At 45.3% G+C, this 715-nt stretch carries 1 protein-coding gene; it reads right to left on the reverse strand.

The genetic code is table 11. The annotated features are described in order from the left end of the window. Nucleotides 1-79 precede the first annotated feature (79 nt). On the reverse strand, nucleotides 80-715 hold a 636-nt coding region (locus HMPREF1551_RS05580; protein ID WP_021628087.1), incomplete at its 5' end, for a gliding motility-associated C-terminal domain-containing protein.

Here is a 715-nt window from a genome sequence, read left to right on the forward strand (position 1 = left end):
ACGAATAACCCTCTCCCATTTTAGGGAAAGGGTCATCGTCTATTATCAGTCACTTGTCATTAGTCATTGGTCACTAAATCTAGTACTTAAGGTACAGCCATCCTTGATTTGTCTGGGTTTGACCTACGGAATCCTGATATTCGAGGATGTAGTAGTAAGTTCCTTGTGGGAGCTTGCTACCGGCACTGATAGTGGCTCGTCCGTTGGAATGTCCATCAAATGGCTCTGTATCGTTGCGATAGCCGTCTTTTTCATAGACCAGTACACCCCAGCGGTTGAAAATCTTCAGGTTGTTATCCCTATAGCGTTCGATACCCTCTATATGCAAATAGTCGTTCTGTCCGTCTCCATTGGCAGAGATACCATTATGGATCACTAGTGGCTTGTCCTGGAAGACTACTACCGTAACGGTAGCCGTATCACAAGAGTTGGTATTTTCTACACAGAGCTTGTACTCTAGCGTATAAGTACCAGCTGGCATACCTTGTGGTACTATCACCTGACCTTCTCTGTCTATTTGGATACGGTCTCCATCATTACCACCAACTTTGGATACGATTCCCTTGTCCTTATGGTTGATTGCAGGTCCTCCTTGGTATCTGTCATTATCCAAGACATTGCCTATGATCTTGGCGCCTCCTACAGTATTGACCGGAGTGGTACTATAATCATCATCCACCGCTTCAACTGCTTCGAGCTTAATGGTCACCTGAGC

This window comes from Capnocytophaga sp. oral taxon 863 str. F0517, assembly GCF_000466425.1.
Lineage (GTDB): Bacteria > Bacteroidota > Bacteroidia > Flavobacteriales > Flavobacteriaceae > Capnocytophaga.